Origin of the sequence: Helicobacter sp. (assembly GCF_029067145.1) — a bacterium.
Classification (GTDB): domain Bacteria; phylum Campylobacterota; class Campylobacteria; order Campylobacterales; family Helicobacteraceae; genus Helicobacter_D.
On sequence record NZ_JAIEFA010000016.1, the window covers coordinates 1 to 24,357 of the forward strand.

Sequence of the window (24,357 nt, forward strand, 5' to 3'; positions counted from 1 at the left end):
AAAAATCTTAATATTTTTTAAATAAAACAAAATAGAATCACACTCTAAGGCATTTATTAATTCGGTAATTTACCCCACCCATTAGAGAATCAACCTCTAAACTCTACCGATTTCATAGAGTTGCACAATTCCGACTAGACATTCGCCATCTTGGACAATCAATTCTTTGATTTTATATTCTAGCATAAGAGATTCTGCCTCTGTTGCCATCGCATTGCTTGAAATTGTTTTAGGATTTTTAGTCATAATCTCGCAAGCAAGCGCATTGAATTTTTCTGCACTCAAAGCCCTGCGCAAATCGCCATCTGTGATGATACCTAATAATTTACTCTGTTCTACTACCAAACACACACCAAGCTTTTTAGAAGTCATTTCAGCAATCAATTCCTTAAAAGGCGTATTAGGCATAACAAGCGGTAAATTTTCACTCACCATAACATCTCTTACGCGTGTGAGAAGTTTGCGCCCTAAACTACCTCCGGGGTGGAATAATGCGAAATCTTCTGGCTTAAAATTGCGCGCACGCATTAGAGCCACTGCAATCGCATCTCCCATTGCAAGTGTTGCCGTTGTTGAACTCGTAGGAGCAAGCTGCAAAGGGCAAGCTTCCTGTACGACGCTAACATTCAAAAAATAATCACTTTCTTTTGCGAGCGTAGAATGCGCTTTACCACTCATTGCAATTAATGGAATCTGACGCGCTTTGATAGAAGGAATCAAGCGTAAAATTTCTTCACTCTCTCCCGAATTTGAAATTGCAAGCAAAGCATCCTCGCAAGTAAGCATACCCAAATCTCCGTGTAGAGCTTCAGCAGGGTGCATAAAAAAGCTAGGCGTTCCTGTGCTTGCAAGAGTTGCGGCAATCTTTGCCCCAATATGTCCAGACTTTCCCATACCACTGATTACCAAACGCCCCTTAAGATTCAAAATCTTAAGTATCACTGCATTAAATTCCTCACCCACGAATGATTTTAATCCCAAAATCGCATTGGATTCCAAATCAAAAACTTCTTTTGCTATCTTTGTAAAATCTTGCATTGCCATTCCTTACAACAAAATTGCACCTATCGTTCCGCCAACAATTAACGAAATATTATAGGTTAAAAAAGTCGGCACACAAGTATCCCAGATATGATTGTGTTGTTTATCCGCGTTTAATCCAGCCGTTGGTCCCAATGTGCTATCACTTGCAGGGCTTCCTGCATCACCTAATGCTCCTGCGATTCCAACCAACAAAATGATTGCAGCAGGAGAGAAACCAAGCTCCAATCCAAGAGGGCAGTAAATTGCCGCGATAATTGGAATCGTTCCAAAAGAAGTTCCAATTCCCATTGTGATTAATAATCCTACAAGCAACATCATCAATGCTCCGCCGAATTTTCCTCCAGCAAGTGTAGCGACATAATCCACGAGGGATTGGATTGCGCCTGTTTCCTTTAAGATTGCGCCAAATCCTGCGGCAACTAGCATTACAAATGCAATAAATGCCATCATTTTAAAGCCCTCTTCCATTACTTCGTCAATTTCTCCCCATTGGATTCCGCCAAGCAACACCATCAAAACGATTCCACACAACGCACCTAGAGGCAATGAACCAGCCCAAAGTTGCACAACAAAAGCCACAATCGCCCCAAGCAATACCGCAAAATCCTTGCGTTGCATTCTTGGACGCTCCAACATCTCAAGGGATTCTTCACTCAAATAGGTATTTTGATATTCACGAGGCTTGCGATAAAACACAAAAACAGCGAGAAGCAAGCCAATAAGCATACTTAGCCCGCCAATCCACATCACACTTGAAACATCACTTAAATCTACATTGACACCATTTTGATTGAGTTGGTCGCGCAAAATTGTGTGAAAAATCAATCCAAACCCTACACTAAAGCTTACATAAGGAGCTTTCAAACCAAAAGTCAAGGCGCAAGCAACTGCGCGCCTATCAATCTTTAAGCGATTCATTAAAGGCAACAAAGGAGGAATCAGAATCGGAATAAAGGCGATATGAACCGGAATGAGATTCTGTGAAAAACACGCAAAAAAAGCAATAAAAAGACAAAACATCAACCGACGATTTTGCACAAAATTAGCGATATAATGAATCAGAATCAAGGTCAAATTTGTGCGCGCAATCGCACTCGCAAGTGCTCCAAGCAAGATATAACTCAAGGCAGTTTCAAGATTTCCTGCCATACCAGAAATTAATAGATTGATACTTTTTTCTACACCGATTCCGCCCAAAATTCCCGCAACAAGCGCAGAAATCAAAATCGCTAAAAGCACATTTAGTCGTGCCAAACACAGCACGCCCATAACCAGAATAGACACCACAACCGGATTTGTCAGCATTTATCGCCTTTGAATTAGAGAATTGAAATGTATTTTACTTAATAAAAACTTAAAATTAATAGATTAACTTATGAAATCGCATACAAATTTGGATTAAAAAACACAAAATCTCCTAAATTTTTTTGCAAATAATTTTTCACCACATCACATTTAATCTTAAAAAGTAAAAAGATTCTTTTGTCTTGTTTTGCCAAATTTTCCATAGATTCAAAGTTTCCCATTCCTTTTGCCAAAACCACATCGGCATTACGATAAATTTCCTTTGCCTCTGCGCTTGCTAAAGATTCTATGAATCCCGGACTCATCACGCCGCTATCCACAACTTTTGCAAGCGTAAAAAGCGCAGAATCTGTGTGCTTTAAATCTGTCAAAGTAATATCATTGATAATCTCTGCCCCACGCACAAAATAAAAAATTTCCAAATGCGGATATAGCGACTTTAACGCAACAATCAAAATCTCATCAAACTCATTCTCCCCAGCATTATCCCCTATTATCACTAGATTTTTCGCGGACTTCAAGCGGCACAAAAAACTTTCCAAATCAAAAGAAGCAAAAGGGACTTCAAGAATCTTTTGTGCTTGCTCCTCCAAATCAAAAGACATTTGCGCACCATAATCCAAAACATTTCCAAGCACACTAATGCGAATCGCAAATTCTAAAATTTGTGTAATACTTGCTTGAGATTCTATTTTCTTGTGGAGAGATTCCAAAAAATATTGCTTATACAATCTTGCCTTTTGGATACTCGCCTCCTTTATTTTGCCATAAGGAGAAAAGTCCTTTAAGCTTTTATGGATTCTATCATACACAAGCACCGCCAACATTGTAGGTGGAATCTCAAAATGATTTTGGGATTCCACGCCAAAAGAGAGGGCATATTTTTGCTTGAAAAATTCCCGCATCAAGTCTTGCAATTTTGCCTTATCTTTAAATGTTAGATTCCTATTTTCATTCTTTGAATTTTCCAAACTTAAATCTTGAAAATCCTCTAAAGTCTGAAACAAGTCTTTGACAACACTGCAAGTCGTTTGCTCTATTTGCGCAGATTCTTTGGAATCCTTATAGAATTGCGCACAATGAATCTTTGCGGTAGATTGCGCTTGTTTGAGCAAACATTCTAGGCATTCATAGGTTAAATTAATGAGAAAATCCTTGACTTTATGATTCTTTAGCTTTAGTTGAATCTTTTGTAGTTGGCTCTTCGCCCTCTTGTTCTTGGGCATTTCCTTTTGCTTTTACATCAATCGCTTTGCCCCACATCAAACGATATTTGCGCTTAAGAAAGTCGATTTCCTCTTGTGCGGCGCGTAATTGCTCCCTAAGAATCGCGATTGTTTTCTTGTCGTCTTCATAGACTTCTTGGGTGTTAAAAAGCGCGTCTTTAAGAAATTGATTTTCGTTTTTGACGCTTGAAATAGTTTCCTCTTTAGAACTTACAACCTTTTCGTGCAGGCTTAGAATCGTGCCAATCGTTTTTTCCACAAACTCACTATCTACGGCACTACTTACAGCATTTTCTCCTTGCACTATCACCGCACCGCCACTTGTAATGCCACTTTTGACTAATGCGTGTGTGCCACTTCCTGCATCAATGTAGAATTGCTCATTTTCTTGTTTGCTTTTCAATTCTCCCTTTGCCACCATTTCCAAGACTTTTTCTTTTTCTAATTGCGCAAGCTTTACAAACTCATCAATTACAACCCAAGTTTCCATTTTCTACCTTACAAAATTACTTCAATATCGCTAGAATCCAATTCCACATTTTTTGCTTTCATCACGCGGTCCTCTTTGAGTTTTCCGCCTAATTCTGCATCACTTAATGCCAAGATTTGCATAGCAAGATACGCACTATTGACTGCGCCCGTTTTCCCTAAAGCCACAGTAGCAACAGGCATACCAGAGGGCATTTGCACAGTAGAAAGCAACGCGTCTAGACCTTCTAAAGCCCCACCTTTAAGCGGAACGCCAATCACAGGTTTTGTCGTCTGTGATGCTACCGCTCCTGCCAAATGCGCCGCCATACCTGCTGCGGCAATAAAAACTTTTGCACCCTTTTGTTCCGCATTTTTCACATACTCTTTTGTGCGATTCGGGCTGCGATGTGCCGAACTAATAATGACTTCATACGCGACATCAAACTTTTCTAACACCTTGATACACGCGCTCATCACTTCATAATCGCTTTTACTTCCCATTAAAATTGCCACAAATTCCATTTTTTCTCCTTTTTATAATACTGACAAGGACAAACCAAGCCCAATAAACAATCCGCTCATTATCAAAGTGAATAAAAATAAATATAAAAACAAATAAGCAAAAGTTGGCAACAGCACAAGCCACCACGACCATTGAATCTTATCTGCAAGCTTTAACCCAATAAACAAAAGCTGCAAAAGCATTAAAAACCAGCCAAGCACATTTATTCCTTATTACTCAATTTAAAAGGTTTTTTAGTGGCTTTTAAGCGCACGATTCTAGCACCTTGTGTCGCTAAAACTTCATAATCGCAATATTCATCACTAATCACATCACCTACAACAGGCATTCGCTCCAAAAGATTAAAAACATAACCTCCAATCGTTACCTGCTCGGTGTCTTTTTCAAACTCAATCCCTAAAACATCTGCAACGCGTTCCAAATCCAACATACCATCAAAAGAGTAAGAATCCTCATCAATTTTGTGGTAATCGTCGTTTTTCTTGTCGTGTTCGTCGCTAATATCTCCGATGACTTCCTCTAAAATATCCTCCATTGTTAGCAAACCCGCCGTGCCTCCATATTCATCTACAACAAGTGCAGTGTGGATTTGGCGGCGATTCATCTGAATTAGAATATTTGAAATTGAAGCACTTTCTGGAACGATGATGATTTCTCTAACTAAACTTTCCAATTCTTTGGAGGGATTCTCACTCAACATCGTCTCAAGCAAGTCTCGCAAATGCACCATTCCGATAATATTATCCTTGCCCTCTTTGCAATAAGGATAACGCGTGTGCTTTGTGGAAGTTACGATTCGCATATTTTCCTCATAGGAATTATCATCATACAAACAAATCATATCTTTTCTAGGCGTCATAATCTCTTTTGCCATCGTATCCGAAAAACTCACTGCATTTTGGATAATCTCATTTTCAATCGTATCCAAATAGCCGCCTTTTAGGCTTTCTCCTACGATAATTTTAAGCTCCTCTTCGGAGTGCGCACTCTCCTCTCCCTCACTTGCGGGTTTAATGCCCATTTTGTGCAAAGAAAAAACCGCCAAATAGTCAAAAATACGAATCAGCGGAAAAAAGAGAATCCAAAACATATGTAAAGGCTTCGCGACAAACAACACTGCCTTTTCGGATTTCGCAATCGCAACAGACTTTGGAATCAGCTCTCCTGCTACAACATGTAAAAGAGTAATAAAGCTAAACGCAACGATAAAACTAACAGAATGCAGTAGCACGGGATTTTCGCCGACAAAATACTTAAAGGGCGCTTCCAACAATCGCGCAATTGCTGGCTCACCTACCCAACCTAAACCCAAAGAAGAAAGCGTAATGCCAAGCTGTGTTGCAGAAAGATAAGAATCTAGCTTACCTGTAATCTTAAGTGCCAATTTTGCACTTGGAACTTCTCTCCTACTTAATTCCTCTAAACGAGAACGACGAATCTTGACGATTGCAAATTCAGAAAGCACAAAAAAACCATTGAGCATAACCAAAAAGAATGCAAAAATAGCCCAAAGAAACGACTCGGTGTCCAAAAAATCTCCTTTATAAAGATAGAAAATGTTATATTTTAGCATAATTTCATATTAAAATTTTAAAAATTTTCGCTTTCACTCTTTGGATTCTATCTTAAATGTAAGAATCTTGCAAGGACAGAAAGTTGGCTATTGCGTCATTGCGAACGCTAGTAAAGCAATCCATAATCAAGCATAACTTAAAGATTCTATTGCAAACATTTCAGCGAGATTCTTTTATTTGGATTGCCACAGCCTCTAACAAAATTCCGCAATGACGCAGTGGTAAGATGCAAGAGAGAATCTTAAGTTTTGATTCCTTGCAAAATCTCGCTTAAAATGTCAATAGCTTGGGATTTCTCTACTTCAAAAATGTATTGTGGCAATGAGCTTAGATTCCCAAATTCATCAAGCCTACTTTCATTATTCTCTTGTTTTTGCAAAAAAGCAATATTGTTAAACAAAAGATTTTGAATTTTGTTTGAATCTATTTCCATATTACGTTCCGCAAGAACCTTTTTCATATTGCTAAAACTAAGTGTGCCATAGAGATTTTCGCCCTCAAGCAAGGCAGTATTAAGATTTGCGATGTAGATTTTTGATACATTTCTAGCAACAGAATTTCCTCCGTTTTCTTTTTCTTTTTGTATTGCCTCATCTAAAATTTCTCCATAAGTTTTTGGCGATTCCTGCTCCTTTAGATTCTCTGCTCGGGAGGAGTTTCCGCGCGGATAATAAATATTGTAGGAATGATTGTTGCTAATTTGCATAAACTTTTCCTTATTTGGTTTGTAAGATTCTTAGCCCTTAATCCCTTGCAAAATCTCGCTTAAAATATCAATGGCTGCATTTTTGCGCTTTTCAAAATGCTCTAGGCTTTCGCTCTGCCCTAAATGTGTGCCTTTTTGAATATCTGTTGGAGATTCTATAATGGGAATTAGCCTTGCAATATCATTTGTGCTTTGCGCTGGTGCGCCCTCTCTGTGTCGCAATATCCAATTTGCAGCACCCACAAATGCAAAGAGATTTGAAGCCTCTTCTTTTTTGCCTTGTTCTTGTAAATCCCCTAAAACTTGCGTCATAAGTAGCTCAAATTCACTACGAGGGCTAGAATTGTTTAGATTAGAGGCTTTATTTATTTGGTTTGCAATAGTGGGATTAACCCCACTATCAATATCAATAGGTGATTTCATAGTTTTTCACTTGATATAAATTTTAAATGCAAGACTAAATAACTTTCTTGTCATTTTGACTTCTTTTAAAATTAAGAGATGTAGAATCTTAAGCAAAAAGTGTTCCTTAAGATACCAAAGAATTAAGGAACAGGGTAAAGAAATGGACTTGCTTGTCCCTTTTTTCTATATTTATTTGGGATTCTTTTATCTAAAAATAACTTAGCTATTCGCTTCTCCGCTTCACTTCCTTCAAACCAATATCTACCCTCACGCTCTGAATCTGTCCAACCTTTTTCATCTATTTTATAGACTGCTTTTACGATTCCATTGGTTACAGATAGCACATAGGGATATTTATTTGCTTTTTTAGGGTCTAGCTTCCACGCGCTTCTTGTGGCTTCATATCTACCTTTTTCGCCACCGCCTAGCTCATCTATAACTTCTTGTTTAGTTTTAATGATAATAAACCGCGGAGTATTTTCATCTTCTTTAAATACTTCTGCGCTTAAGTCGCGTTGTAAAGTTATGGCATTGCATACACCATAATCATCGGATTTTACACCATTTTGCTTGTTTGTAAGGTTATCTAATCCTATAAACTCTATCAATGTAGCCTCAACCAACTTCGCCTCTTCATCACTCATTCCGTGCCTTTGAATGATATGAATCACACTTAATCCCGCTTCTTTGATTTCTCTAATTGTTTGATACTTTAAATTTTCATCCTCTTTCTTATCTTTTAAAGCGCATTTTAAATGCTCAAAAATTCTATTGCCCTTACCTTTGCCTACATAAAATGTTTTCCCATTTCTTGGGTCAATCAGACGATAAACATAATATCTTAGCTGTTCTGTAACTTCTGGAGTAAAACTTGAAATTTCTTGTGTTTGCATATTCTTCCTTTTGTGCTATTATAAATCTAAATAAGTTAATTTTTATTGTTTATTCTATGCGAAACATTGCTTTAAACCAACACAGCAAAAGCAACGATTCCACTTAAGCCCATACAACCCCCTACTCACTTTGCGATTCTAACTCTTTTATAAACATTTCATCAATCCCGCGACTAAGACTCATTCCAAAAAGCAGAATCGCCCACGAAAGATACACCCAAATAAACAAAAAAAGCAAAATACTAAAAGAGCCATAAAGCGTCAAATAGGCTTTGTTATAAAACACATAATACACAAAGCCCCATTTACAAAGAGACCACAAAAGCGCGGTAATAAGAGAGCTTGTCAGAGTATTTTTATTGCTAATTTTTGTATTTGCCGAGATTTTAAAAAGCATAAAAAACACTGCCCATACGACAAAATAAGGCATAAGCTGAAAGAACCAAGTAATAGAAGTGCTATAACCTAATTCCTGCAAAAGTGCGTAGGCTTTCGCGCTCAAATAAAGAGAAAACAAAATCCCAAGCGGAAAAAGCGTCATACAAGTCCAATATACTGAAATAGAATCCCAAAAACCGCGCGCTTTAGAGTGAAAAATTTTTCCTGCAATATCTTGATAATTTTTAAAAAACAAAATAGAAGTTACAAACGCATAGATAAAACCCATTCCGCCTAGTTTTGTAGAGTTTTGCAAAAAACTATCCATATAGCTTAGAAAAACATCTGAATGCGTGGGAATGAAATTTGTAATGATAAGATTCTTGAAACTCTCTAAGTATTCCTTGAACTCCGGCATCGCCGCCACGAGAGAAAACACAATCAAAAGCATAGGCAAAAGCGCAAAAATCGTATAAAAACTAAGGCTTGAAGCAAAATACAGCAAATCGCCTTTCAAAAAAATATACAAATAGCGCACAAGCAACCATAATTTTCTACCAATTGTTTTTAACAAATCCTTGCTTAAGAAAGATTGGAATCGCGAAAGATTTTCATCACTCATCTTGGATACATTCATCACTTGCGATTCTAAATCCTGTTTTTTGGGCGATTCCATTTATCTTATCCTACTCACAGCTCGTTGCGATTCCATATCCATAGGACTTAATCCGCTCTACTTCCTCTTTTGGTGTATTACCCTTAGTAGTTAAGTAGTCGCCCAACACCACCGCGTTAATTCCGCATTCAAAGAGTGCTTTTTGCTCCTTGCCAAACACGCGCTCCCGCCCTCCTGCAATCATCAAACGCGCATTGGGCAAATACTCTCGCGCTAATCTTACACATTCTAATGCCTCCTCTTGGCTTAAAATTTCTTGACTTAAGGGCAAGGCGGGATTTGGTATAAAGAAATTAATCGGGGAACTATGGGGCTTTAGAGTTTGCAAGGCATAGAGTAAGTCCATTCTATCTTGCCAACTCTCTCCTAAGCCAAAGATTCCACCGCTACACAAACCCAATCCTGCTTTTAAAGTGTTTTCACAAGTCTCATATCTTTCTTTAAAGTTATGCGTTGTGCAAATTTTGGGAAAAAAGTTTTGACTTGTTTCCAAATTATGATTATAGCTCGCAATCCCCGCATTTTTAAGCTCTGTCAGTGCCTCTACACTTGCGATTCCATTGCAGCCAATCAAATGCAAATGCAATCCCTCTTTAACAATCGCACGCGCAGCTTCTGCAATATATTCTGTCCGCTTAGAGTCTAAAGTGCGCCCACTTGTAACAAGACAGAATCCCAATGCTCCATTTTCGCTTGCCCTCCTTGCTTCCTCTAAAATCTGCGGAATCGGCTTGTATTTATACTTGTCAATCTCTGCATTATATTTTGCACTTTGAGTGCAATACGCGCAATCCTCTGCACAGCTTCCGCTAGAGACATTGCAAATGCTACATAAGAAAATTTCATTCATTTAAGATTCCTTTATCACTTCTTCGCGCCCGCTAAGGCTTTGAATTTTGATACTTGGATTCTTGAAATAAAAAACAGCGAAATCCGGATTTGTCGGGCTTACATAAATTTCTTTTACCAAAGGATATTTTGCAAACATTGCTTCTTTGACTGCCGCATTATCCTCAAAGACGATTTCCGCGCGGATTCTTATCCAAGTTTCTTTAGAATCAAAAGCGCAAAGCTCTACATTAGAAAAATTCTGTATATGCTTCACCATTCCTTTGGTTTTAGAAGTGCAATAATACAACTTGCCTTGATAAAATAATGGCGACTGAATCGGGCGCACGCGAGGATTCCCACAAGTGCCTTTGGTTGCCAAAAACCCTACATTTTTGTCTAAAAAATCTAAAATTTCTTGTGTCATTTTCTCTCCTTAATTGGATTGTGTATCATCCATTCTTGCTTTACACTCGGGATTGGAGCATTCTAAAATGGGCTTATTTCTAAATGTCCTGCGCATAAGCAAGGAATTACACTTGGGGCATTTTTGGTTTATTGGTGGAAATTTGGCTATAAAGTCGCATTTAGGGTGATTTTTGCAACTATAAAATTTCCCATATCTCCCATTCCTCTCCAAAATATTTCCACCACATTTTGGACATTTCACACCCTCTAAGGCTTGTGGTGCGCTCCTTTGGCTTGGATTTAGAGGCTTTGTATTTTTGCATTCTGGATAACCGCTACAGGCGAGAAACTCTCCGTTTCTACCGCGTTTTTTTACCATTTCCTTGCCGCATTTTTCACAAACACCAAAGTTTTGGGATTCCTCATTAGAGGGATTGAATTCCTTTTGAATATATTTACATTTTGGATAGCCACTACAACCCACAAACTCACCATATCTGCTATTTCTTCGCACCAATTCCTTGCCACAAAGCGGGCAAGTTTCACCTGTGGGAATTGCTAATTTTTGGCTTTGAATCTTTGTTTTGCCCTCGCTAATCTTTTGGATAAAAGGCTCATAGAAATGCCACAAAAGTTGTTGCCAATCCTGCTTAGATTCTGCCACTTCATCAAGCTTTTCCTCCAAATTTGCAGTAAATTTGGAATCCACAATTTCATTAAAATGTTGTTCTAACAATTCCACCACTTTAAAAGCCACTTCTTGAGGCTTGATTTGCTTTTTTTCAATCGTGATATAATCCCTTGAAGTCAGCAAAGAAATCGTTGGGGCATAGGTGCTAGGGCGTCCAATACCTAATGATTCCAAAGTTTTAATCAAACTTGCTTCAGAGAATCTTGAGGGAGGCTCTGTCTCACGCTTTTCGTCCTTGCATTTTTCTAATTGCAACGCACTCCCAACCTCCAAAGTCGGCAATAATTTGTCCTTATCCTCATTGCCTAGCACACGATAAAAGCCATCAAAAAGCAACTTACGCCCGCTTGCCTTTAAAAGTGCTGTGTCGCTACGAATCCATAGATTTTGCAATTCAAACTCCGCATCGCTCATTTGGGACGCAAAGAATCGCTTGTAAATCAAGGAATAGAGCTTGAGTTCATCGCCTTTTAAATACTGCGCGGCAATTTGCGGTGTGAAATCCATTAGAGTTGGGCGAATCGCCTCGTGTGCCTCTTGCGCGCCCTTTGCTTTAGTTGCATAAATTTTGGGTTTGGTTGGCACATATTCCTTGCCATAGGTTTTCACAATCAGCTTGCGCGCCTCCTCTTGCGCAATTTTTGCGATATTTAAACTATCGGTTCTCATATAAGTAATCACGCCCATAGAGCCTTTATGCGTCATCACCCCTTCATAGAGTTTTTGCGCAGTTTGCATCGTGCGTGAGGGAGAGAATCCCAGCATAGAACTTGCGCTTTGTTGCAAGGTAGAAGTCATAAAGGGTGGCGGGGTAGAGGTTTTGCGTCGCTTGGTTTCTATATTTTGTATGCTAAAGCTTGATTTTTTAAGAGATTCTACGATTTCTTTTGCCTCTTTTTGCGTTTTAATGCTCAATTTGTCTAGTTTTTTGCCTTTAAACTCTACCAATTCTGCCTCTATACCATTGGCTTTCTTATTCAATGCAGCAAAGCTACTTTCAATCGTATAATAAATAATAGGTTTAAAATTCAGAATCTCTTTTTCTCTATCTACAATAATCTTTAGCGCGCTGCTTTGCACTCTGCCCGCACTTAATCCGCGCTGAATCTTAGAGGCAATCAAGGGACTTAAACGATACCCCACGATTCTATCTAGCAGCCGCCTTGCTTGTTGCGCATTGACTTTATCCATATCAATAAGACGCGGGTGTTTCAAAGAATCCTCAATCGCCTTTTGCGTGATTTCGTGGAATACAATTCTAGGTAGCTTATGCGGGTCTTTGTCAATTGCTGTGGCGATATGATAGCCAATAGCCTCTCCCTCTCTGTCCTCATCGGTTGCGATATAGATTTCTTTTGCATTTTTTGCTAGCTTCTTTAGCTCACTCACCACCGCTTTATGCGATTCATCAATTTTGTATTCCGGAATAAAATTTTGGTCTTCAATCTTAATCCCAAAAGTGTGTTTGGGCAAATCACGAATATGCCCCTTAGAAGCAATCACTTCATATTTATTACCCAAAAAATTCTTAATCGTCCGCGCTTTTGTGGGCGATTCTACGATAATTAAACTTTTCAAAACTCCGCCTTAAAGTTTGTAATTTAGATTTTGCTAATCATACAAAAATTTATACCCAAATTTCAAGATTTGTTTTGAATCTTTGATTTGATAATTTCCTGCCGCATCTTTGCGATTCTGCGCAGCATTTGCGACAATCCATATTGCTGCATACAAAAAGAATATCTCGTCCTTACGAGCCGATTTATCGGTGCGGCAATCTATAATCTTGTAAAAAGTAACCTTGGCAATGGAATCCCTAAATCAAGGGTGAGATTCTTAATATATAGATTGCTTCGGTTTGCCTCACAAAAACACAATGATTAGCTTTATCCCTGCATAAAATCCTGATAAATTTTCCCTCCAACTTGCGACTTTGCAAATGCGATAAAATAGGGATTCCGCACACTTGGTTTATTATATGCTAAAGGCTTTTTTGTCTCACAATCCAACATCTCTCCTCCCGTTTCCTCTAGCACAATATCGCACGCCGCGGTATCCCATTCGCTCGTGCCATTGAAGCGTGGATAAATATCTGCCTTGCCCTCTGCAAGCGCGCAAACCTTGAGCGAAGAGCCATATTTTTGCACTTTTAAATTGTATTTTTGGAAAAACTCTTGCGTCTGCTGTGTGCTATGAAACATAGAATCGCACGCTAGAATCTGCTTATCTTGCGCGATTCTATCTCCACTTAACTTATGTTTATTTTTTTTCAACCATAGAACATTCAATGTTTGTGTTTTTAACGCATTTTTTAGCTTTTCCACTTCAAAAGTAAAGCTTCCAAAACCTTTGAAAGCAATAAAAAGTTGATGAAATGCAGGCGCATACACAACGCCTAGAATCGGGCGTTGGCTGTGAATAAGGGCGATATTAATCGTCCAACCACCATTTTGCGCCAAAAAATCCTTTGTGCCATCAAGCGGGTCAATCAGCCAATAATATTCTAAATTCTTGCGCTCCTCATACTCCAAAATTGCCTCTTCGGAGCAAACTTTATAAGGAGAATTTGCCAACAACTCTTGCGTAATGAGTGCATTAGATTCCAAATCCGCCTTTGTAACAGGCGAAGAATCCGACTTTAACGCAAACTCCTCCAAACCATAATATTTTAATACCAACTCCCCCGCCCTAAGCGCGCTCAAAGCACTTTGATAGAGTAATTCTTGCATTGTCATTCCTTCGTATTGTAAGTTTAACTTGTATCAAAATTTGCATTAAATTTAAGATAAAATGGGCAATTCTGCCTTTAAAAATAATCAAATGCGATGAAATCTGCTACAATGGCAAAACAAAAAGCAAGGATATAAATTTATGGATTTTTCAAAAATCTCTGCTGTAATACTTGTCAAAAACGCACAAGCGACTTTGCAAGAATGCCTCCGCTCCATTCAATGCTTTAATGAAATCGTGTTGCTAGATAATCAAAGCAGCGATGATACCCTAAAAATCGCCCTCTCTTTTAAAGAATCTTTCTCCAATCTCCACATTCACACAAGCGAATTTATCGGCTTTGGAGCGTTAAAAAACCTCGCAATCTCAAAGGCGAAAAACGATTGGATTTTGCTCATTGACGCGGACGAGGTTTTGGAGCAAGATTTTTTAAAGGAATTGGAGCAAATGTCGCTTGATAGAGAAACAATCCTTGCTCTGCCACGTAAGAATCTCTACAAAGGCGAATGGATTAAGGCTTGTGGTTGGTATCCGGATTATGTTTTACGCGTTTTCAACAAAACTTTCACGCATTTTAACGATAATGCCGTGCATGAAAGCCTGATTCTAAGTCCAGAGGCAAAAGTTATCAAAGTACAAATTGGCTTAAAACATTATGCGTATGATAGCATTTATGGCTTACTAGAAAAAATGCAAAGATACTCCAATCTATGGGCGCAGCAGAATCTACACAAAACAACCTCTATGGGTAGTGCTTGTATTCGGAGTGCGTGGAAGTTTCTTAGAGATTATTTTTTGAAAAAAGGATTTTTGTATGGTTACAAAGGCTTTGTGATTAGCCTCTGCAATGCTTTGGGTGTGTTTTTCAAATACGCCAAACTCTATGAACTCACGCACAAGATTCCTACTTGCTCTTTAATTATCACGACTTATAATAGCAAGGATTCTTTGCGCTGTGTGTTAGAGAGTGTCAAAAATCTTGATTATCTGCCGAGTGAAGTTCTCGTTGCCGATGATGGCAGTCGTGAAGACACCGCACAGCTCATTGGGGAATATCAAAAGATTTTTCCCTGTCCGCTTTTACACATTTGGCAAGAGGACGAAGGATTCCGCTTAAACACCATACGCAATAAGGCAATTAATGCCGCGAGTGGAGAATACATTATCCTCATTGATGGAGATATGGTTTTAGAATCCCATTTTATCAAAGACCATTTGGATTTTGCAAAGCATAAAGTCTTTTTGCAAGGCTCTAGGGTTATACTAGATAAGCAAATAAGCGAAAAAGCAATGAGGGGGGGGGCAGAATGAGAAACTCTCTCATCATTTTAAATCCAAACGATGCGCCTTGCTCTCTAGCCTTATTTACAAAACTTCCAAAGTTCAAGCAAATATTTTTGATAAAAGCGAGCTTATCAAGGGCGTTAGAGGTTGCAATATGAGCTTTTTTAAACAAGATTGGAAAGACTTAAATGGCTTTAATGAAAACTTCAAAAGTTGGGGGCGAAAGGATAGCGAGTTTGTCGCGAGATTCCTCTTTAATAACGGAGAATTAAGAAGGCTAAAGTTTAAAGGAATCGCCTATCATCTCTACCACCAAGAAAACAACAAGGCAAATCTATCCCAAAACCACCAAATGTATTTACAGACTTTAAAAAATAAAACAATCCAATGGAATCCTCAATGAAAATTCTCATCACAGCGAATGATATTACAATCGGTGGTGGCGTGGAACGGGTGGTCTGCAACCTTGCAAATGCCTTTGATGAAAGCGCCTTTGATGTAGAGATTCTAAGCTTTTATAAAAAAAACGACAAATGCCCTTACACGCTTAATCCAAACATTGCCTTAAGCTTTTTTCCAAACACACTTAATGTGCATACCAAGCACCCTTTGAAGCGATTATTCAACAAAACAATCTATCGTTTTTTTGTTGCTCACAAAATGAAGCAAATGTTTAAAGATAAAGACATTATCCTCTATAATTGCTACTTTTTTCCCTATTTTAAGAATAAAAATACAAGGTATTTTAAGATTCATCATCAAGTCTTTAAAAGAAGTTGGACATACAAAAACAAACTTTTTGATTCTAACATTATTTTAACAAGCAAACAACTCGCACTTTGGCAAAGCAAAATAAAAAATGTCCAAATCATACCAAATTTCCTAACGCAAATCCCCAATAAAAACGCCGATTTATCCCAAAAGATCATTTTATCCATAGGCAGAATGAGCAAAGGTGATGAAAAACGCTTCACAAGTTTAATTGAAATTTGGCGACTAATTCAACAAGATAAAAGCCTTCAAGAATGGAAACTTCATATTGTAGGCGAGGGGGAAGGTAAGCAAGAGCTAGAGCAACTCATCTGTAAGCAAAACCTTCAAGATTCCATAATCCTTAAGCCTTTCACCAAAGAAATAGAAAAAGAATATTTAAACGCAAGCGTGTATGCAATGACAAGCAAATATGAGGGATTACCCACCGTGCTTTTGGAGGCTAGCTCCTATGGAATGCCTTGTGTATCCTTTGATATTCTAACAGGTCCAAGCGACATCATAGAAGATGGCAAAAGTGGCTTTTTGGTTGCGGATAACAATTTGTCAGCCTATGCGCTCAAGTTGAAACTTTTAATGTACGATGAAACCTTGCGTCAAACCTTTGGTAAAAGAGCAAAAGAAATCACAAAAGAAAAATTTTCTAAAGAAAAAATAATGCAGCAATGGAATACCCTCTTTAACTCCAAATAATACTTTGCACCCCTAAACGAAATATCATATTATGGATTGCAAAACTTGCATTTGCAATGACGCGCAAGGGTGCGAAAGCCTACTCCATTCTTGAGAGATGATGATATTTCAAAAAGGCTTTTTGCACCTTGTGGATTTTCAAAAGCACACTTAATGCTCCCCGTTTTCTCCTCCTTGCATAGAAAATCATCTCCCCCACAATCAGACAAAGCCCAAAAGCCTCATCAGGGATTCCATTTGCACTTTGCAACACCTTCAAATCCTCTTGCGGATTGGCTATCAATGAGCGGATTTTAAAAATACCAAATAGGCTTTTATAGTGTTCCAAAGCCTCCGCTCCAAGCCCTGCTTGAATCAAATAATCCTGCGCTTTCTCTTTGCTTGCTAGCAATTCTTGCCCAAATGCAGGGGTTTTAGCCGCATAATCCCACCAAAGCGCACTGATATTTCTGCCCTCACTATCCAAATACGATTTTAAATATTTCCAAGGCTTTTCCCCGAAGTGTAGAATCTTAGGGCTTTTGAAGCTTTTTGTAAATTCCGCTCTTGTGTAGTTTAAGCGGTTGGGATTCTCATCTTTGCAAATAGCATAACAAAAACTTATCGTCTGAAAGTTATAGGCAAAAGGGAGTTTCAGCACTTTATCCTGCGGAATCGTAGCATTGAGCAAATCTTGGTCTGCTGCAGTAATATAAGTGCAGCAAGAGGCTAACTCCTCACATTTGTTTTCTATTGCATATTTTCTGTATTCTTTGGCGTTAAGAAGCAAAAATCCAGAGTTAAAGTAATTTTCGTCAAAAAAATGAAGTTTTTTTTGCCCTTTTTGCACAAATTTAATCTTGCGGTTTTTCGTGCCACAATCCCCCACAGCAGCGACAATCTTATCACTTAAATCTAGCGCAAACAACTCCCTAATATCAAATAAACAGAGCATATCCGAATCCAGATAAAGGCATTTTTCAACTTCCCTATTCAAAAAAGCGTCCATTTTTAAACGATAATAAGGCAAATAATTGCTATGTGCCGCACCACACTTAGGAAATCTCTCAAAATCATACTCTTGCATAATATGGACTTGGATTGTGCAAGGATAAATTTCAGTCAAGGACTTTTCAAGCCCCTTTAGCTTCTCCCTTGCTTGCTCACTCACAGAATCGCTTAAAATATGAAAAATATAACCCTCTTGCCTCTTGCTCAAGGATTCCACTTTAAGATTCCTAATTGCGCTATTATCCCCCATATTAGAGGATTGGCAAAGTCTTTCAAAACCCTTTGAAGTGTCGGTGTTTTGGACAATACTTGCAATCAAAACCGCAGTGTATGGAATATAGTTCTCATCAGCACTAAAAACAATATGAAACATTCAAAAAACCTTTAAATGGAGATTTAAGCAATTTGTTTTTAAGCCCTAAACGACAAAAAAAGCCTTTATTTATGCTCTTTTGCAAATCTAAATAATGAATTTTAAGGTTGCAAACTGCTATTCCAATGAATACATTATGACTTTTCAAAGGAATCTGTGGCAAATGCTTTAAAAAATTTATTGCAAAAAGCAAATTTTGCAAACATAAAGCAATTTTAGATAAATTCGTCTTTTCTTGAGTTGCTGAATTTTCATTGACATAATAAATATAAAGGGGCTGATTTAAAAGCTTAACTTTTTTTACATAGGATAGACAAGATATACTCACCATCGCATCTTCTGCCATTAAAAGCCTCTCTTGAATATTTTTTAGATTTTGTTCAAGGTTTTGGATAAAGATTTCTGTTTTAAATGCCTTGTTACACAGAGAGTTAATGAGATTGCTACCTCCATTATCAATCCACAATTTTTCAAATTCATCAAGATTCAAAGATAAATCCTGATTAAACCAAGAGTTTTCTTGATATTGTATCTCTCCCTCTTGACGTTTAAATTGAAAAATACATAAATCTATTCCCTCTTGAAAGCTCAAAGCAACTTCCTTACAAGCATTTTTCTCCAAAGTGTCATCAGAATCTAAAAACATTAGAATCTGCCCCCCCCTCTATTAGCATATATTGCCCCTTTATTCCTACACGCAAAGGGACCTAGATTGCTGTCATTTTCTATCAAATGTATTCTCTCATCTGTTTGACAAAATTGCTTAACAATTTCTATGCTTTTATCCTCTGATTTATCATCTACAACAATGATTTCTATATTAGAATAAGTTTGCCTTATGCAGCTCTCCAATGCCCTTGCGATGAATTTTTCGGCATTGAATAGAGGGATAATAATAGAAATTTTTAGCATTCTATCTCCAAATCACTTTTAAAATCAATTTCGCACCAGCCACCATTAATCATCACTGCCCCTGCGCCACCAAATCTATCAATCAAACCCTGCAAAAAGCTCGTCATATACATATTTAAAAAATCCTTGCCATCATACATTGCGCCTCTATCCAAGCTATCATAAAATTCTAAAACTTGTGGCAAAAAGTGGTGAGAAAACTTAAAAAGCCCAATGTATTGCCCCTCTATCTCCTCATAACTCTTAGGTTTTTTGCCAAGCTCTAGGACTTTGCCCTCTTTTATCTTTAATGTCTCTGCGTCCAAAAGCGGGTTTGCAAATCTCTTTTCCCACAATGTGCGCCAATCTTTATCTACTACAATACTCAAAGGCTCTTGCGATTCCACCAATGCGCGCACAATCTCTGTGCTATACACAATATCTGCATACGAAATAATCAAGTCCTGCTTTTCTTTCACACACGATTCCAAAAATTCACGCGCACAAAGCATTGTTTGCACCATATTTGTTTTATCATAATTTTTATTTTGATAAAGATTTTTTATAGAAAATTGCGATTCCACATAGATTTTTAAAACCTCAAACAAATATCCGCCCACTACCGCAATTTCACTAACTCCAGCCCCTCTCAAAGCGTTTATTTCATAGTCAATAAGCTTCTTACCCCGATATTCCACCATACATTTTGGATTATCCTGCGTCAAAGGCATAAGCCTCGAACCAAATCCCGCCGCTAAAATCAATGCTTTCATAACTTTCCCTTTAAATTTATCTATCTTTCAACAACTACTTTCAACCCTATTCACAGAACCAATTGCCTCTAACCACTCTTGAAAGATTCTATCTTTTTCCATACCATTTTTTCGCTCAATGTGCCACATTAGAGCAAAAATTGGCTTATGTTTAGTTTTAAATGCTTCTACGCTACAATCCTCCGATTTTACCAAAGCTTCTAAGCAATCTCCTAAATCTCTAATACCATAGTTATGAAAAGAATTGACTTCAAATTTCTCCTTATTGCGGACATCAAAAACTTGATGATTGCCAATGTGTCCGCTTAAGAATTCCAACTTTGCCCCAAAATAATGTGCTATCATTTGCGCACCACGACAGATTCCAAGCAGAGGCAGATTATACTGCAAACAATGCGTAAGTATTTGCACCTCATATTCATCGCGCATAGCAGAAAGCGGATTAGGATTTAAAGAGTTTAAATCATTTCCCCCACTTAGAATCACACCGCTTAAACTCTCCCCTAGAGATTCCGCATAGGTGCCAAAAGGAATCGCGTAGCTTAGAGGCAGAGGCAAAAAGCCCTGCAAATGTTCCTTAAAAAACTCTCCCCACTCTACACTTAAAGCCTCACGCACCTCATAATAACTCGTATTTTCTAGCAATCTTTGCGTAATACCAATAAACTTCATAAGACTACGATTTGCCCACTTTCACAATCTAGCTTGATGCGCTTTGCGTTGAGAAATTTGCTAAAGTTTTCCTCGCCTACGCCAATTGCAGCGGGCAATCCAAGCTCACTTGCGCGAATTGCCATATGCGAGTTTGCCCCGCCATAGCAAGTAATCAATCCCGCAATATTTTTTGCAAACAAATAATCAAATCCGGGGTCTGCGGATTTAATCAGCACGATTTTACCTTCTAACTCTGTATCGCTTAAATCATTAGTGAGCGCACTCACAGACTTTTGCGTGATGAAGTTTGGCACAATCTCCGCACTTAAAAAACTCACGACCTGCTCCGCATTCGTGAGCAACACAGGCAGTTTCACGCTCAAAGTGAGGGCGTATTCCTCCTTGTGCCTTTTGATTTCCTCCAAAAATCTTTCCTTTGGATTCTTAGAATACAGCGAAGCATAAAGGTTTAAGATATTTTGAATATCCAAATGCGCCATTTCCTCTTTTGGGATTCCATAATAATCCCCAAGTTCGCCAATAAGGTTTAAAGCACGGGAGAGCAGTTTGGTAAATTCAAACTTCGCATATTCTCGCCCCTCAATCGCACGTTTTAAAAATCCTAAAAACTCTTTTGCGCTAATCTTTAGCCCGTGTTCGCTTAAAAGATTCTCTAAAGATTCTAACTTTTTAGAATCTAGCACAAAGGCATTTTCATTTAAATCCAAGTTTTGTTTTGTTTTTAAATCAAAATAATTTTCAAAATCCTCATCATAACGTGGGCTTAAGATATTATAAGTGCTAGGGCGCAAATGCCCAAATTTACTTAAAAACTCTGCTTTTGTTTCCTCTGTAAGCGTGGCAACACTTGAGGCTAACTCCTTGCTCACCGTGTTAAGAGAATTTAAAAATGCCTGTTTTTCCGCTAAGCTAAAAAACCCAATTTCTACAAGAGAATTAAGCATAGCAACTGCCACAAACCCAGCCCTTGCAATCCCAGCAAAAGGCAAAGTCCCATATCTCTTACAAGATTCCAAAAGCCAATAAATCTTATCCAAATTCGGCAAGTTGGAATCCTCTAAATCCCTGCAAATTTGCTCTAACTTTGCAATTTTCTTTAAATCCTTGATATACAAGCCTTTTTTAGGGTTAATAATGGAGTTTGTAAGCTCCAAAAGTGCAAATTCTAGCCTTTTAATCTCATTTTCATTGAATCCCTTTGCAAGGAGATTCTTTAATTTGCTTTGAATATTAAAATCATAGCAAGAAAACACAATATTAAATTCTATCTTGTCGTGAAAATGCGGGTTTTCCTCTAGCGTATCTAAATAATATTCTACTAATTTACTTGCGATTTTTTTATCCAAAGTTTTGGGGACAAAAGAATTAAAAGAGAGGCGTACATCAATGTATGGAATCCCCAAAAATGAGTGCATAAGCGGGTGGGAGCGTAAATTCAGATAACCATAATTATCCCGCTGATACGCCCAAATGTTATCGGTAATGATTTCTTTATAAAGGCTTAGAGCCAACCGCTTAGGTTTCAGCCCCAAAATCTCGGCGGGATTCCAATCGGGCATTACGCCAAAAATCGCTCTTTTGCCATAAATATCTGGCGTTTGCTTTTGCAGAGATACAATGCGCTTTTGCAATCTCTCTAGCGCACTAAATGGTAGGGCTTCATAGAGATTCAGCTTATCCTTCACTACAAGCGGACGCACTTGCAGACAATACAAATTCCCTTTAGAATCTATCGCAAATTCCACATCTAAAAAAGGATAATCAAAAAGGAATTCTAGCTCCCTTAGCATTAGAATAATAGCTTTTAAAGTGCTTTCTTTTGGCAACTCCGCTTCTTTGTGGGCAAAAAAGCTTAAGCCTTTCGCGCTTCCATCAGTAATTGCACTATTTGAGCCACTCTTATCCCATTCAATGCAATAATAAGGCGCAAGTGTATCCTTATCCGCACTCATCGCCACGCCACACATCGCAATATCCTCTAGCATTGGCTGAATGAGAATCTCATCATCACTTTTTGGCATAGACGCCCCGACTTTACGCAGGGCTTCCAAAAGCGCGTGGGATTCCACACTCACATTTGCAAGACTTAAAAATGCCCCCGCATTAGAGGATTCCGCACTATCCTCACTTTTGGAACTGCTACGAACGATAAGTTTTACTTCTGCATTCCCTTGCACCAATGCTTGAATGGATTTTAAAACGCTTGTCTGGTTGTCCTGTATTTGTTCTAAGCTTGTAATAAAAAGCGGTAGAATCTTGGCACTTTTGAGGCGAGATTGTAGAGAAAATAAATTTTGGGCTTTGGAGATAAAAGATAAGGGTTGCATTATTTGCCTTAAAAATTTAATACAAGTTGGCATTATATCTAAAATTATATCAAAAACGCTAACCACCACGCTATTGCAATAGATTCCACGCTTTCCGTCATTGCGAGAAAATTTGAAAAATTTTCGTGGCAATTTAACATTTTAGCTTACATATTCTACTGCATCATTGCGAGACTTTGTCCGAAGCGCACACTGCGTAGCAGTTTGCCCATTTTAGCACAAATCTATAATCTTAAACTTCTTTTGTGATTCCATTATTTGATTTGCTTTTTGCAAAGTTATGGATTGCTTCGTTCATTCCACTCTCTCGCAATGACAAGGCAACAGAATTATAAGTATGCTTGATGATAGGCTTCATCATTTGCCCCACTCATTCCTTGCGATGACTACTCTAGTTAAGATTCTATACCTTTCTTGCGCTCCAACAACGTGTCGTGTATTTGATGTCAAATTCTTGAGGGAGAACTTCTCGCATTTTTGCAGTGATTTTATCAAAAATCTCTTGTCCTTCTTTAGTCTCTAAATCCCAATAAGGATTTTTCACGCTTTGCCACGCTAAGATATAGTTTTCTAAGCTTTGGTGAAAATAAAAATCTTCTTCAATATAGATAATATTATCAAAAAGCTCTTTATGTGCTTCAATAATTGGGCGTTGGTCTTCGCGTCTCACACCTCTTGTGTAGTTTGGCACGATGGAGAGAATCGCATTTTCTGCCTTTTGCTGAATGGGGTCGTTTAAGTCTCTGTGATTCCACATACACGAAAAGTATCCATTGCCTTTAAGCAGTCTATGCGCTTCTTTTAACGCCTCTGTCCTATCCATTACATTAAAGCTACTTCCAAAGGTTACCCAATCAAAACTGCCGCTTTGCAATGTGGAATCCACGCCCGTAGCCCTTACCCACTCAATTTTTGCACCTTTTGTGCGCTCTATACCAATTTCACGCATTGCGTCATTTGGCTCCACGCTCACCACTTCACAACCTCTCTCTAAAAGCATAATGCTTAGATTCCCTGTCCCTGCGCCAATATCTGCGACTTTCAAAGCTTTCTCACTCTCGCCTTTAGCCAAAGTGATAAGCATATCAATCGTTTTGGGCGCATAATTTGGGCGGTAGCTGTAATATTTTGCGTGTTTGGTGTAATCCCATACTTGTTCTACGATTCTCTTGTTCTCTTGCATTGTTGTTTCCTTTTAAAGTTGCCCAATGCAAGAGACAAGAAAAGATTACCTAGAGCCTCCTTTTAGCTTTTGTTGGACTTTCTAGCCGTCCAAGCGCGAATCTTATAAGGAATCTCTAAAGTCTCTAATCCCGAGATTTTGGATTCTATCATTTCCAAAATCTTTTTCCATCTTTGCTCCCCTGCTTGGGCTTGTATATCATTTACAGAATGCCACGCCCCAAGATAACGCGCCTTGTCCATTATCTCTATGTAGTCGCATTCCATAAAAAAGCAGTCTGTAAAATCCCCTGTGGAGACGAGGATTTCCTCCCATTTTTTCACATTTTGCGTCCCGCTACTCACTCTAGCAAGCTCTGGAACAATATTCTTAATCTCTTGTTCAATCTCATAAAATACTGAACCCTCTAGGATATTTCTAGGATTCCATATAGCAGTGAAATGGGGGGGGGGGGGGGGGGGGTGGGGGGGGGGGGGGGGGGGGGGGGGGGGGGGGGGGGGGGGGGGGGGGGGGGGGGGGGGGGGGGGGGGGGGGGGGGG

The 24,357-nt window shown here is 38.5% G+C and carries 25 protein-coding genes and 2 pseudogenes; 2 read left to right on the forward strand and 25 right to left on the reverse strand.

What is annotated here, in order from left to right:
• Positions 1-96: 96 nt before the first annotated feature.
• The 16 genes from K2N75_RS01085 to K2N75_RS01160 form a co-directional block, all read right to left on the reverse strand.
• Complete coding sequence (locus K2N75_RS01085) at positions 97-1,038, reverse strand: KpsF/GutQ family sugar-phosphate isomerase (protein ID WP_297679573.1); 942 nt, start codon at positions 1,036-1,038, stop codon at positions 97-99.
• A 9-nt stretch (positions 1,039-1,047) separates the two neighbouring features.
• Entirely contained in the window at positions 1,048-2,349 is a 1,302-nt protein-coding gene (locus tag K2N75_RS01090; RefSeq protein WP_297679574.1) for an SLC13 family permease, read from the reverse strand.
• A 68-nt stretch (positions 2,350-2,417) separates the two neighbouring features.
• Positions 2,418-3,575, reverse strand: a complete 1,158-nt coding sequence (locus K2N75_RS01095) for a damage-control phosphatase ARMT1 family protein (protein ID WP_297679575.1) — start codon at positions 3,573-3,575, stop codon at positions 2,418-2,420.
• Positions 3,511-4,065 carry a DUF3972 domain-containing protein gene (locus K2N75_RS01100; protein WP_297679576.1) on the reverse strand — a complete coding sequence of 185 codons (555 nt, stop codon included), beginning with the start codon at positions 4,063-4,065 and terminating at the stop codon, positions 3,511-3,513. Before K2N75_RS01100 ends, K2N75_RS01095 begins: the two co-directional genes overlap by 65 nt.
• Positions 4,066-4,073: 8 nt before the next feature.
• On the reverse strand, positions 4,074-4,568 hold the full coding sequence (purE, locus tag K2N75_RS01105; RefSeq protein ID WP_297679577.1) for a 5-(carboxyamino)imidazole ribonucleotide mutase: 495 nt from the start codon (positions 4,566-4,568) through the stop codon (positions 4,074-4,076).
• Positions 4,569-4,580: 12 nt separating this feature from the next.
• A complete protein-coding gene (locus tag K2N75_RS01110; protein ID WP_297679578.1) occupies positions 4,581-4,769 on the reverse strand; it encodes a hypothetical protein in 189 nt (62 codons plus the stop codon).
• Between the two features lie 2 nt (positions 4,770-4,771).
• Positions 4,772-6,100 carry a hemolysin family protein gene (locus K2N75_RS01115; protein WP_297679579.1) on the reverse strand — a complete coding sequence of 443 codons (1,329 nt, stop codon included), beginning with the start codon at positions 6,098-6,100 and terminating at the stop codon, positions 4,772-4,774.
• A gap of 284 nt (positions 6,101-6,384) precedes the next feature.
• A complete protein-coding gene (locus tag K2N75_RS01120) occupies positions 6,385-6,849 on the reverse strand; it encodes a hypothetical protein (RefSeq protein ID WP_297679580.1) in 465 nt (154 codons plus the stop codon).
• 30 nt (positions 6,850-6,879) lie between these two features.
• Positions 6,880-7,272 (reverse strand): hypothetical protein, encoded by a 393-nt coding sequence (locus K2N75_RS01125; RefSeq protein ID WP_297679581.1) that lies wholly within the window; start codon positions 7,270-7,272, stop codon positions 6,880-6,882.
• A gap of 122 nt (positions 7,273-7,394) precedes the next feature.
• Positions 7,395-8,147, reverse strand: coding sequence for a hypothetical protein (locus K2N75_RS01130; protein WP_297679582.1), 753 nt, complete (start codon positions 8,145-8,147; stop codon positions 7,395-7,397).
• 121 nt (positions 8,148-8,268) lie between these two features.
• The gene (locus tag K2N75_RS01135) at positions 8,269-9,201 is read right to left on the reverse strand and encodes a YihY/virulence factor BrkB family protein (protein ID WP_297679583.1); all 933 of its coding nucleotides are present in this window, start codon (positions 9,199-9,201) and stop codon (positions 8,269-8,271) included.
• A 10-nt stretch (positions 9,202-9,211) separates the two neighbouring features.
• Entirely contained in the window at positions 9,212-10,051 is an 840-nt protein-coding gene (locus K2N75_RS01140) for a biotin synthase (protein ID WP_297679584.1), read from the reverse strand.
• Entirely contained in the window at positions 10,052-10,456 is a 405-nt protein-coding gene (locus K2N75_RS01145) for a pyridoxamine 5'-phosphate oxidase family protein (protein ID WP_297679585.1), read from the reverse strand.
• A 9-nt stretch (positions 10,457-10,465) separates the two neighbouring features.
• Positions 10,466-12,706 (reverse strand): type I DNA topoisomerase, encoded by a 2,241-nt coding sequence (topA, locus tag K2N75_RS01150; RefSeq protein WP_297679586.1) that lies wholly within the window; start codon positions 12,704-12,706, stop codon positions 10,466-10,468.
• 33 nt (positions 12,707-12,739) lie between these two features.
• Positions 12,740-12,862, reverse strand: coding sequence for a hypothetical protein (locus tag K2N75_RS01155; protein WP_297679587.1), 123 nt, complete (start codon positions 12,860-12,862; stop codon positions 12,740-12,742).
• Between the two features lie 152 nt (positions 12,863-13,014).
• A complete protein-coding gene (locus tag K2N75_RS01160; protein WP_297679588.1) occupies positions 13,015-13,857 on the reverse strand; it encodes a 3'(2'),5'-bisphosphate nucleotidase CysQ in 843 nt (280 codons plus the stop codon).
• Between the two features lie 142 nt (positions 13,858-13,999).
• Between K2N75_RS01160 and K2N75_RS01165 the strand changes: the two are divergent.
• Positions 14,000-15,545: pseudogene (locus K2N75_RS01165) on the forward strand (glycosyltransferase).
• A complete protein-coding gene (locus tag K2N75_RS01170) occupies positions 15,542-16,606 on the forward strand; it encodes a glycosyltransferase family 4 protein (protein ID WP_297679589.1) in 1,065 nt (354 codons plus the stop codon). The pseudogene K2N75_RS01165 and the gene K2N75_RS01170 overlap by 4 nt, the downstream one beginning before the upstream one ends.
• A 79-nt stretch (positions 16,607-16,685) precedes the next feature.
• On the opposite strand, the gene K2N75_RS01175 is transcribed toward K2N75_RS01170, so the two are convergent.
• The 9 genes and pseudogenes from K2N75_RS01175 to K2N75_RS01215 form a co-directional block, all read right to left on the reverse strand.
• Positions 16,686-17,969: a glycosyltransferase family 8 protein gene (locus tag K2N75_RS01175; protein ID WP_297679590.1), complete on the reverse strand. Its 1,284-nt coding sequence runs from the start codon at positions 17,967-17,969 to the stop codon at positions 16,686-16,688.
• Positions 17,950-18,615, reverse strand: a complete 666-nt coding sequence (locus K2N75_RS01180; protein ID WP_297679591.1) for a hypothetical protein — start codon at positions 18,613-18,615, stop codon at positions 17,950-17,952. Before K2N75_RS01180 ends, K2N75_RS01175 begins: the two co-directional genes overlap by 20 nt.
• Positions 18,615-18,881, reverse strand: a complete 267-nt coding sequence (locus K2N75_RS01185; RefSeq protein WP_297679592.1) for a glycosyltransferase family 2 protein — start codon at positions 18,879-18,881, stop codon at positions 18,615-18,617. Before K2N75_RS01185 ends, K2N75_RS01180 begins: the two co-directional genes overlap by 1 nt.
• Positions 18,875-19,633: a phosphocholine cytidylyltransferase family protein gene (locus K2N75_RS01190; RefSeq protein ID WP_297679593.1), complete on the reverse strand. Its 759-nt coding sequence runs from the start codon at positions 19,631-19,633 to the stop codon at positions 18,875-18,877. The genes K2N75_RS01185 and K2N75_RS01190 overlap by 7 nt, the downstream gene beginning before the upstream one ends.
• A 27-nt stretch (positions 19,634-19,660) precedes the next feature.
• Positions 19,661-20,305 carry a gamma-glutamyl-CDP-amidate hydrolase gene (locus K2N75_RS01195; RefSeq protein WP_297679594.1) on the reverse strand — a complete coding sequence of 215 codons (645 nt, stop codon included), beginning with the start codon at positions 20,303-20,305 and terminating at the stop codon, positions 19,661-19,663.
• Positions 20,302-22,635 (reverse strand): PEP-utilizing enzyme, encoded by a 2,334-nt coding sequence (locus K2N75_RS01200; protein ID WP_297679595.1) that lies wholly within the window; start codon positions 22,633-22,635, stop codon positions 20,302-20,304. Before K2N75_RS01200 ends, K2N75_RS01195 begins: the two co-directional genes overlap by 4 nt.
• 232 nt (positions 22,636-22,867) lie before the next feature.
• Positions 22,868-22,996: a hypothetical protein gene (locus tag K2N75_RS01205; RefSeq protein WP_297679596.1), complete on the reverse strand. Its 129-nt coding sequence runs from the start codon at positions 22,994-22,996 to the stop codon at positions 22,868-22,870.
• 42 nt (positions 22,997-23,038) lie between these two features.
• A complete protein-coding gene (locus tag K2N75_RS01210) occupies positions 23,039-23,818 on the reverse strand; it encodes a class I SAM-dependent methyltransferase (protein WP_297679597.1) in 780 nt (259 codons plus the stop codon).
• Between the two features lie 62 nt (positions 23,819-23,880).
• Positions 23,881-24,357, reverse strand: a pseudogene (locus tag K2N75_RS01215) (hypothetical protein); the annotation flags it as partial.

Bases quoted from the DNA above. Each gene is read 5' to 3' on its own strand.
- K2N75_RS01085 (WP_297679573.1), bottom strand. From the start codon at position 1,038: ATGCAAGATTTTACAAAGATAGCAAAAGAAGTTTTTGATTTGGAATCC.
- K2N75_RS01090 (WP_297679574.1), bottom strand. From the start codon at position 2,349: ATGCTGACAAATCCGGTTGTGGTGTCTATTCTGGTTATGGGCGTGCTG.
- K2N75_RS01095 (WP_297679575.1), bottom strand. From the start codon at position 3,575: ATGCCCAAGAACAAGAGGGCGAAGAGCCAACTACAAAAGATTCAACTA.
- K2N75_RS01100 (WP_297679576.1), bottom strand. From the start codon at position 4,065: ATGGAAACTTGGGTTGTAATTGATGAGTTTGTAAAGCTTGCGCAATTA.
- purE (WP_297679577.1), bottom strand. From the start codon at position 4,568: ATGGAATTTGTGGCAATTTTAATGGGAAGTAAAAGCGATTATGAAGTG.
- K2N75_RS01120 (WP_297679580.1), bottom strand. From the start codon at position 6,849: ATGCAAATTAGCAACAATCATTCCTACAATATTTATTATCCGCGCGGA.
- K2N75_RS01125 (WP_297679581.1), bottom strand. From the start codon at position 7,272: ATGAAATCACCTATTGATATTGATAGTGGGGTTAATCCCACTATTGCA.
- K2N75_RS01130 (WP_297679582.1), bottom strand. From the start codon at position 8,147: ATGCAAACACAAGAAATTTCAAGTTTTACTCCAGAAGTTACAGAACAG.
- K2N75_RS01135 (WP_297679583.1), bottom strand. From the start codon at position 9,201: ATGGAATCGCCCAAAAAACAGGATTTAGAATCGCAAGTGATGAATGTA.
- K2N75_RS01140 (WP_297679584.1), bottom strand. From the start codon at position 10,051: ATGAATGAAATTTTCTTATGTAGCATTTGCAATGTCTCTAGCGGAAGC.
- K2N75_RS01145 (WP_297679585.1), bottom strand. From the start codon at position 10,456: ATGACACAAGAAATTTTAGATTTTTTAGACAAAAATGTAGGGTTTTTG.
- K2N75_RS01160 (WP_297679588.1), bottom strand. From the start codon at position 13,857: ATGCAAGAATTACTCTATCAAAGTGCTTTGAGCGCGCTTAGGGCGGGG.
- K2N75_RS01170 (WP_297679589.1), top strand. From the start codon at position 15,542: ATGAAAATTCTCATCACAGCGAATGATATTACAATCGGTGGTGGCGTG.
- K2N75_RS01175 (WP_297679590.1), bottom strand. From the start codon at position 17,969: ATGTTTCATATTGTTTTTAGTGCTGATGAGAACTATATTCCATACACT.
- K2N75_RS01180 (WP_297679591.1), bottom strand. From the start codon at position 18,615: ATGTTTTTAGATTCTGATGACACTTTGGAGAAAAATGCTTGTAAGGAA.
- K2N75_RS01185 (WP_297679592.1), bottom strand. From the start codon at position 18,881: ATGCTAAAAATTTCTATTATTATCCCTCTATTCAATGCCGAAAAATTC.
- K2N75_RS01190 (WP_297679593.1), bottom strand. From the start codon at position 19,633: ATGAAAGCATTGATTTTAGCGGCGGGATTTGGTTCGAGGCTTATGCCT.
- K2N75_RS01195 (WP_297679594.1), bottom strand. From the start codon at position 20,305: ATGAAGTTTATTGGTATTACGCAAAGATTGCTAGAAAATACGAGTTAT.
- K2N75_RS01200 (WP_297679595.1), bottom strand. From the start codon at position 22,635: ATGCAACCCTTATCTTTTATCTCCAAAGCCCAAAATTTATTTTCTCTA.
- K2N75_RS01205 (WP_297679596.1), bottom strand. From the start codon at position 22,996: ATGATGAAGCCTATCATCAAGCATACTTATAATTCTGTTGCCTTGTCA.
- K2N75_RS01210 (WP_297679597.1), bottom strand. From the start codon at position 23,818: ATGCAAGAGAACAAGAGAATCGTAGAACAAGTATGGGATTACACCAAA.